This window comes from Pseudomonas lactucae (assembly GCF_036688725.1).
GTDB lineage: Bacteria > Pseudomonadota > Gammaproteobacteria > Pseudomonadales > Pseudomonadaceae > Aquipseudomonas > Aquipseudomonas lactucae.
Genome location: NZ_JAQQPT010000019.1, coordinates 157,769 through 166,582 on the forward strand (window position 1 = coordinate 157,769; position 8,814 = coordinate 166,582).

The following is an 8,814-nucleotide window of genomic DNA, read 5'->3' on the forward strand; positions in this document are numbered from 1 at the left end:
CTGCTAATAAGGACGAAAGAAATGCGCGAGGAATTAAGTGTCTTTGATAAATATTGTTATTTGCGGGGAGGCGGATTGGACGGGGGGAGGCGCGCGGGGTGCGCCTCCCCTCTTCATCGATCTTCAGACCACCGGCTGCAAACCCGAGGCCACGGCGGGCGCCTGGCGCTGGACGATCTGGCCGCGTTCGAGCTTGATCAACTGGTCGGCCAGGTGGAAGTAGCGGTCGTCATGGGAGATGACCAACAGCGTCTTGCCCTGGGCGCGCAGCTCGGGCAGCAGCTCACAGTAGAACACCTCGCGGAACGCGGGGTCTTGATCGGCGGCCCATTCGTCGAAGATGATCACTGGCCGCCCCTCCAGGCAAGCAACGATCAACGCCAGACGCTTGCGCTGGCCCTGGGACAGTTCACGGGTGGAGAACGAACCGTCGCTGACGCTGACTTTGTGGTCCAGGTGCAGTTTGGCCAGCCATTCGCTCGCCTGGGTATCCAGACTGGAGTCAGGCGCCTCGAGCAGGGTATCGAACAGGTGGAAGTCGGAGAACACCGCCGAGAACAGCTGGCGATAATCGTCCCATTCATCCGCCGCCACCGGCCGGCCATCGACGCGCACTTCACCACTTTCCGGCCGGTACAGGCCGGCGATCAGCTTGGCCAGGGTGGTCTTGCCACTGCCGTTCCCCCCCACCAGGAAGGTAATCTCGCCAGGGTTGAGGGTCAGCATCACCGGACCGAGGGTGAATACCTCGTCTTCTCGCTCACTGAAATAACCATGGGTCAGGCCATCCAGCTCCAATGTCACGCCCTTGGGCTGTACGCCGGGAATCGGGCTTTGCAGTTGAGCTTCAGCCTTCAACTGTTCGAGCGTGGTTTCGATGCGCGCACTGGCGACGCGCGCCTGGCTCATCTGCGGCAGGTTCAGCAGCACCCCTTCCAGCGGTCCCATCATGTACAGGAACACCATCACGTAGCCGGTGATCACCGCCGTGTCGGAAGGAATCCACAAGCGCAGGAACAGCACCACGCCGATCAACACCAGGAACAGCAAGCGACCCCAGCCGCCAGTGATGGCGAACAGCATCAGGCCCTTGGCACGGTTGTGACGCACTTGTTCGATAGCATTGACGAGCACCTCATCGAGAAAGCGCCTTGCCTTGGACCGGTTGAGCTTGAGTTCCTTGGCACCTGACACCATGGCGTCGAAGTGACTGAAGAGTTCGTCCTGGCTGGAGCCCGCCTTGCGAAAGTACTGGAGCATGTGCGAATGGCACAGGTGGTAGCCCAGCGAGCCAAGACCGATGGCCAGCACCGAGACCAGGAAAATCGCCCACGACAGGTACGCCAGATAGCCGAGGCAGCCAAGCACCACCACGGCACTGGTCACCAGCATCGGGAAACCGGTGAAGAAGTTCGACAAGGTGGTGGTGTCGTCGGCCAGGGCCGCCTGGATGCGCCCGCGACCGGTGGTCTCCAGACCGCGCAAAGGCGCGGCAACCACATGCCGCGAGATGTGCAGGCGCAGGGTGGCCAGGCCTTGCTGGCTGAGATGGGCGAATAGCGTGCGGGACAGCACTTGGCTGCCCATCACCAGCGCTATCACCAGTACGAAAGGCAGCGCGTAGCCGGCCAAGCCGTCCAGCGGTGCGTTCAGGGCCTGGTTAATCAGCGCCACCAGCAACACGTTGGCCAGCCCGCAGACCAGGCTTGCGCCAATGGCCACGGCCAACCGAGTGCGCGAAGCGCGGACCAGCATACCGAACAATGACATGGTGTCTCCTTGGGGTCGGCCGGCGCGGGCCGTCACGCCGTCGCCGTCGATAGAGTGGGGTCACTGGAGTAAACGAAGCCTGCGGCAGATTCTTTAAGCCGCGTCGGCGGCATTATTACAGGTATTGGGAATCAGATGCTGTTGCTATAGACTCCTATCCTCGCCAAAAGGCGACCTGCCTGCTCCGGAGTCTGTTGCAATGCTCATTACCCGCCGTCGAGCCTTGACCGGCCTCGCGCTGCTGCCGCTCGCGCTGTGCGGCTCGCCGCTGGCCCGCGCCGCTGGCCCTACAATGCCGAAAGTCGATATCGTCAGTTTCGAGCCCGCCCTCACCGAAAGCCTGCTAGGCCTGGGTGTAGCCCCCATGGCCGTGGTCAACGCCAGTTATTATCGCGAGTTCGTCGTCCAGCCGGAAATGCCCGACGACATCCTGGACCTGGGCCCGAGTATCGAGCCGAATCTGGAGTATCTGCAACGCCTGAAGCCTGGCCTGATCATCGGCACGTCCTGGCAGTTGGAAGGCACCTTACTGCGCCGCATCGCACCGTTGCGCACCTTCGACATCTATACCTCGAATGCCCAGCCCTACCGCAATGCCGGCCAGGTGATGCTGGACCTCGGCGCCCTGGTGGATCGACGCGACGAAGCGCGCGCCTTGCTGCAACAGACGGACGACCTGCTCGAAAACTTACGCGCCAGGCTCACGCCGATCAGCGACCGTCCGGTCTATATCGCACGCCTCAATCCAGACGGCCGCCACCTGCTGCTGTTCGGCGCCAAGGGCATGTACCAGGCCGTCCTCGAAAGACTGGGCTTGCGCAACGCCTACCAGGGCCGCACCAATGCATGGGGCGGCAGCCCCGCGGTGGGCATCGAGACGCTGCTGGAACATCCGGACGCCTCGTTGCTGTATTACACCAACCCCCGCGAAGCCGTGGCCGCGCAACGCCGACTGAATAACAGCCCTATCTGGGGCGCCTTACCGATGATTCGCGAAGGCCGTATCCAGGCACTGCCCCGCTTCTACCCAAGCGGCGGCTTGCTGACTGCGCAACGCCTGGCCCTGTCGATCACCGAGCAACTGCTCGCCATGGAAACCAAGCATGCCTGACAGCACCTCACGCCTGCGCCGCCAACCGATATGGCTGGCCCTCGGCCTGTTATTCATCGCCCTGGCCCTGAGCGCTTACCAAGGCAACTCACTGCTGGCCGGCCACTCCTGGAGCAATGCCATCGGCTCAGCGTCAACCAGCGATCTGCCCGCGTTGCTGGTGCGCTACAGCTATCTGCCACGCCTGGTCATCAGCCTGCTGGTGGGCGCGGCCCTGGCCCTGGCCGGGGTGATCTTCCAGCAAGTCCTGCGCAATCCCATCGCCGAGCCAACCACCCTGGGCGTCGCTTCCGGCGCCTACCTGGCCCTGGCCGCCTGTGCAATCTATGCGCCGAGCCTGCTCGACGGCGGGCAGGAAGGCGTAGCCCTGGCCGGTGCCGCCCTGGGCATGCTGGCAGTGCTGGGCCTGGCCTGGAGCCGGCGCCTGTCGCCGGTAGCGCTGATTCTTTCCGGGCTTATCATCAACCTGTATTGCGGGACCCTGAGCACCTTGCTGGTGCTGGCCAACCACGAGGTCCTGAGCAACCTGTTCATCTGGCAATCGGGTTCGCTGAACCAGAACAGCTGGCAGGATGTGTATCACCTGGCACCGCGCCTGGCGGTGGCGGCCGCGCTCGCCGTCCTGCTCGCTCGCCCTCTGGAATTGCTCGGCCTCAACGATGCGGCGGCGGGTAGCCTCGGGTTGTCGCCCAATCGCCTGCGCCTGTTGGCCCTGGCGGTGGCGGTGGTCTTGAGCGCCAGCACCATCGCCAGCGTCGGCGTGATCGGCTTCGTCGGCCTGGCCGCCCCCGCCCTGGCCCGCCTGGCCGGTGCCCGTACCCTGCGCCAACGGCTGGCCTGGGCCCCGTTGTTCGGGGCCTTGCTGCTGCTACTCGCTGACCAGGTAGTGCAGGCGTCGGCGGCCCTGCTGGGCGCAGAAATGCCCACCGGCATCTTCACTGCGTTCCTCGGCGCACCGCTGCTGCTGGTGTTGCTGACCCGCCTGCATGAAACCCGGATCGCCGCACCCACCCAACGCGCCGCCGCTCACGTCACCCCACTTAAACGCACTGCATGGATACTGCTTGCGGTGCTGGCAGCCTCCGTGTTCCTGGCGCTGACCTGGGGACGCGGCCCGGATGGCTGGTATTTCAGCGGCGGCGCAGAGTTCGACGCCTTGCTGCCATGGCGTGCGCCACGGGTGGCCGCCGCGTTCGCCGCGGGCATCCTGCTGGCTCTGGCCGGCACCCTGATGCAACGCATGACAGGCAACCCCATGGCCAGCCCGGAAATGCTCGGGGTCAGTTCGGGTGCCGCGCTGGGCGGCATTCTTGCCTTGCTGTTCGTACCCGGTTTCAACCCGCTGATACTGCTGCTGGCGGCCACGTTCGGCGCCCTGCTGGCCCTGCTGGCCATTGTCGCGCTGAGCTGGCGTAGCGCCTTCGCGCCGGATCGCATGCTGCTGATTGGCGTCGCGCTGAGCACTCTGCTCAATGCTTTCGCCGCGCTGTTCATGGTCAGCGGCGACTCCCGCGTGCTGCTCATGCTCAGCTGGATGACCGGTTCGACCTATCGTATCGATGCCAGCCAGGCAGTGGTCATCAGTGCCCTTGCGGCGGTGTTCCTGCTGGTCACGCCGCTGTGCAACCGTTGGCTGGCGATCATGCCGCTGGGCGCTGAATACACTCGATCGCTGGGTATTTCCCTGGGCGGCAGCCGCCTGGTCTTGCTGCTGCTCACCGCCGTGATGACCGCCGCCGCGACCCTGGTAGTAGGCCCGCTGAGTTTCATCGGTCTGATCGCACCGCACATGGCGCGGCTGCTCGGCGCGCAACGGCCTATCGCGCAATTGCTGCTCTCGGCACTGCTGGGCGGCACGCTCCTGGTGCTGGCGGACTGGCTGGGACGCAACCTGGTGTTCCCGTGGCAAATCCCGGCCGGGATGTTCGCGACCTTTATCGGCGGTCCTTATTTCATGTGGTTGTTGGCGCGTAAGCGCTGACGGAGCGTGAATGCAGGTTTTTTAAACAAATTCTAAATAGTTGTGATTCCCATTCGTTACAGACTTACTTAAGCTATGCCCTGGACGAACTCAGCAGGTCAAGGCCCGCGAGGTTTCTGCGGGTCGGCATACGTGAGAAACCACTAACGGAGAATCATCATGACCACGCCGAACTTCACCCTACATCTGGCTGACGGCCGCAGTGTGATCGCCCAAGTGGCGGACGATGGCAACGGCAGCCTGGTCATCGAAGGCATCGACGCCGTGCATTTCCGTCGGCAAGACGGCTACGTGCGCCTGGAAAACATGCCCGACGTATTCCCCGTGCTTGGCCTGCTGGCGCTGCTTGGCCAAGTTTTCTGCAACTCGTCCCGTGTCCCAATGCTGGAAATCAGTGCCCCGCTCACCCTCGACCGCGCGCGCGACGCGGTACGCGAAGGCGTATTCGACACCCTGCTGGGCCATGACGGCCATACGGCCCGCCTGGCCTGCGCACGCAGCAGTTTCTGGCAACACCCCCTGCCCTGGCTGACCACCCGTTCTGCCGCGGGCATGCCGCTGCGCTACACCTTCAGCGGCGAAAAACGTCACCCCCAGCGCCCGCCGATCCCGCACGGCGAAGTCTATCGCCGCGAGCTGCCCGGCCTGAACACCACCTTCAGCCTGCGCACCGTAGACCTCGGGCTCGACCTGGAGCGTTTCAACCGCTGGATGAACCTGGAGCAAGTCGCGTTTTTCTGGGAGCAGACCGGCAGCCTGGACGAACATGCTGCCTACCTGCAGCAGATGCTCGACGACCCGCGGGTGTTGCCGTTGATAGGCAGCTACGACGATGAGCCCTTCGCCTACTTCGAGGTCTACTGGTGCAAGGAAGATCGCATCGCCCCCTATTACGACGTGCAGGACCACGACCGTGGCTGGCACGTCGTGGTTGGCGAGAGCAAGCATCAAAGCGCCGGCAAGCTCAAGGGCTGGTTCCGCTCACTCATGCATTACATGTTCATCGACGAGCCTCGCACCCAGCGCATCCTCGGCGAACCGCGGATCGACCACACCCGACAGATCGGCTTCCTTGAATCCCAGGGCTACGGCCGCCTCAAGACCATTACCTTGCCGCACAAGAAAGCCGCCCTGCTGCGCCTGGAACGCGAGACGTTCTTCGACGAGTACTACCCCTGACCGTTATCCGTTGGCTGCCCGCTGCTTGATGGGGATCAAGCAACGGGCGGCCTGATACCCACCCACTTAAAAAAACTACGTCACACTTAGGAGCCTCCATGCACGCAAAGAACGTCTTCCACTACCATCCGTTGGCGCTGGCCTTGTTTCTCAGTGGCCTGCCATTGAGCGCAGTCCACGCCGCCGACAGCACCGATACCGCTGCCCCCGGTACCGCGCTGGTGCTGCAGGAAACCAACGTCAATGCGAAGGCGGTCGAGAACCCAACAGGCCAGCTCACCGGCCCGGTCGCGACGCGCAGCACGAGCGCGAGCAAGACCAACTCGGCGATCAAGGAGATTCCGCAGTCGATTTCGGTCGTCACTCGCGATGAAATGGACAACCGCAAGAGCGACACCCTGGCTGAAGCCTTGAGCTACACGCCAGGCGTGATTTCACAGCCGGGCGGTTTCAGTCGTGTGGGGGATGACTTCGTGATCCGTGGCTTCAACGTGGGCTCGGGCACCGGCGGCATCCTGCGCGATGGCATGAAACTGCAAGGCAGCGTGTATGACGGCGGCATCGAACCCTACGGCCTGGAGCGCGTGGAAGTGGTCAAGGGCGCCTCTTCGGTGCTGTACGGCCAACTGTCGCCGGGTGGCCTGATCAACACCATCACCAAGCGACCGACCGACACGCCCCTGCATGAAATCAACGTTGAATATGGCAGCCATGCACGCAAGCAGTACAGCTTCGACCTGGGCGGCCCGATCGATGACGAAGGCAAGTTCTCTTATCGCCTCACAGGACTGTGGCGCGACAGCGACACCCAGACCACCGATGCCGACGACGACCGCCGCTACATCGCGCCGGCCTTCACCTGGCGTCCAAACGAAGACACCTCGCTGACCCTCCTGGCCAGCTATCAGGAAACCCGTACCGGTTTCGCACCGCCCCTGGACTACGACCTGACGACCTCGTCCAGCGCCCGTTACCCCAAGGTCGACCGCGATCTGTTCACGGGCGAGCGTGGCTTCGATCACTACAACAACTACTCGACCACGGTCGGCTACCTGTTTGAACATAACTTCACGCCTGACCTGAAAGTCCGCCACGCGCTGCGCCACTTCGACGCCGACCTGAGCTGGGACTACATGCAAGTCGCCGATACCGGCAGCGCCGCCTTACGCAACCAGGGTCTGCTGGCGCGCCGGGCGAGCATTCGCCGCGAGCGCTCCGAAGGCTGGACCAGCGACAACAACGTGGAATGGACCCTCAACAGCGGCCGCTGGCAGCACACCCTGCTGGCCGGCGTGGACTACTACCACAAGACCTACGACTCACACCGTTTCTCCGGCGCCAACTCCCTCTTCAACCCGGCCAACCCGGTGTACGGCGCGCCTACACGCATCACGTCGGCCGACACCGGCTCGGACCTGCACAGCGCCCAGGCGGGCGTTTACGTACAGGATCAGATCAAGTTCGACGATAAGTGGATCCTGCTCCTGGGCGGACGTCAGGATTGGGCGGAAAGCCGCACCTACGTCAACGCTACCGGCGCGCGCACCCCACGCGACGACAAGAAAGCCACTGGCCGTGTAGGCCTGGTGTATCAGGCGGACAATGGCCTGGCCCCCTACATCAGTTGGAGCCAGTCGTTCCTGCCGGCCAACGTCTTCAACGCCAATGCCAACACCTCGTTCGAACCGACCGAGGGTGAACAATACGAAGTGGGCGTGCGCTATACACCACCAGGCACCAATGCCCTGTTGACCGCCGCCGTCTATGACCTCAAACAGAAAAACTCGCTGAGCACCGACCTCACCGGCAACACCGTGCAGTTCGGTGAAACCCGCTCGCGGGGCGTCGAGTTGGAGGCAAAGGCAGAGGTCACCGCCAACCTCACCGCCACCGCATCGTATACCTACACCGACGCGAAAATCACCGATGACGCCGTCGCCAGCCGCGTGGGCACGCGCATCGACGGCGTGCCTTACCACATGGCCAACCTGTGGGCAGACTATCGCTTGAGCGCCCTGGGCCTGTCCAAGGTCGTGATCGGCGGTGGTGCCCGCTACATGGGCACCAGCCGTACTTCCAGCTCGGACAACAACGAGAAGGTTGACGCCTACACCCTGTTCGACGCCAAAGTCAGCTACGAAGTCGACAAGAACTGGACCGTGGCCATGAAGGCGCAAAACCTGACCAATGAAAAATACCTGTTCTGCAATACCTCGTGCCGCTATGGCGACGAACGCACAGTGATCGGATCGGTCAACTATCGCTGGTAACAGGCGGATCGCAACCCAGCGAGAACTGTTTTTGCTGGGCTTGTCCGAATATCCGATGCCAGACCTCTGGCATCGGATTTTTTTTGCCCGGATCAGCGGCCAGGTGGCTTGTGTATAGGTGTCGCGGTGCTGGACATGGAGCGAGAAGCCCTTAACATAGATGTTCCAATCAGCCATCAGGGAAGTAAACGCTGATGAATAAAGTAATTTATTCACTACGCTTTTTTGCCTCAATACCCTTCTATGCGATATCCATTTTGTTATGGGCCTACGTCGTAAAAACGGTCATCGAATCTACGGTACTCGTATTTTCAGTTTATTTGACCCCTTACAGCTTTGGGCAGGTGTTGGGAACCTGGATTGTTTGCATTGTGACGGCGGGTATTTCTGTTGGCATATGGATGCTGGGAAGATACGTGCGTACCTGGGGGTGTCAGAAATTTTGTGTTCGGGCATAACATGAGTAAGAGGTGCATGTATGCCAACCAAAAAGAAACCCCTTC

The 8,814-nt window shown here is 62.3% G+C and carries 5 protein-coding genes; 4 read left to right on the forward strand and 1 reads right to left on the reverse strand.

All coding sequences use genetic code 11. The annotated features are described in order from the left end of the window. Positions 1-123: 123 nt before the first annotated feature. Positions 124-1,770, reverse strand: coding sequence for a cyclic peptide export ABC transporter (locus V6M90_RS21805; protein WP_305427350.1), 1,647 nt, complete (start codon positions 1,768-1,770; stop codon positions 124-126). 199 nt (positions 1,771-1,969) lie between these two features. Here V6M90_RS21805 and V6M90_RS21810 point away from each other — a divergent pair, with 199 nt between their 5' ends. The 4 genes from V6M90_RS21810 to V6M90_RS21825 all read left to right on the forward strand — a co-directional run bounded on the left by V6M90_RS21810 (position 1,970) and on the right by V6M90_RS21825 (position 8,311). After that, positions 1,970-2,881, forward strand: coding sequence for an ABC transporter substrate-binding protein (locus V6M90_RS21810; protein ID WP_003174657.1), 912 nt, complete (start codon positions 1,970-1,972; stop codon positions 2,879-2,881). Beyond that, a complete protein-coding gene (gene fhuB, locus V6M90_RS21815) occupies positions 2,874-4,862 on the forward strand; it encodes a Fe(3+)-hydroxamate ABC transporter permease FhuB (RefSeq protein WP_332847133.1) in 1,989 nt (662 codons plus the stop codon). Before V6M90_RS21810 ends, fhuB begins: the two co-directional genes overlap by 8 nt. 159 nt (positions 4,863-5,021) lie before the next feature. After that, positions 5,022-6,041: a GNAT family N-acetyltransferase gene (locus V6M90_RS21820; protein WP_332847134.1), complete on the forward strand. Its 1,020-nt coding sequence runs from the start codon at positions 5,022-5,024 to the stop codon at positions 6,039-6,041. A 98-nt stretch (positions 6,042-6,139) separates the two neighbouring features. After that, complete coding sequence (locus V6M90_RS21825) at positions 6,140-8,311, forward strand: TonB-dependent siderophore receptor (RefSeq protein ID WP_141064380.1); 2,172 nt, start codon at positions 6,140-6,142, stop codon at positions 8,309-8,311. The last annotated feature ends 503 nt before the right edge of the window (positions 8,312-8,814 follow it).

What these genes read in the sequence shown, in the direction of transcription:
- V6M90_RS21805 (WP_305427350.1), bottom strand. Translation starts at nt 1,770, where the DNA reads ATGTCATTGTTCGGTATGCTGGTCCGCGCTTCGCGCACTCGGTTGGCC.
- V6M90_RS21810 (WP_003174657.1), top strand. Translation starts at nt 1,970, where the DNA reads ATGCTCATTACCCGCCGTCGAGCCTTGACCGGCCTCGCGCTGCTGCCG.
- fhuB (WP_332847133.1), top strand. Translation starts at nt 2,874, where the DNA reads ATGCCTGACAGCACCTCACGCCTGCGCCGCCAACCGATATGGCTGGCC.
- V6M90_RS21820 (WP_332847134.1), top strand. Translation starts at nt 5,022, where the DNA reads ATGACCACGCCGAACTTCACCCTACATCTGGCTGACGGCCGCAGTGTG.
- V6M90_RS21825 (WP_141064380.1), top strand. Translation starts at nt 6,140, where the DNA reads ATGCACGCAAAGAACGTCTTCCACTACCATCCGTTGGCGCTGGCCTTG.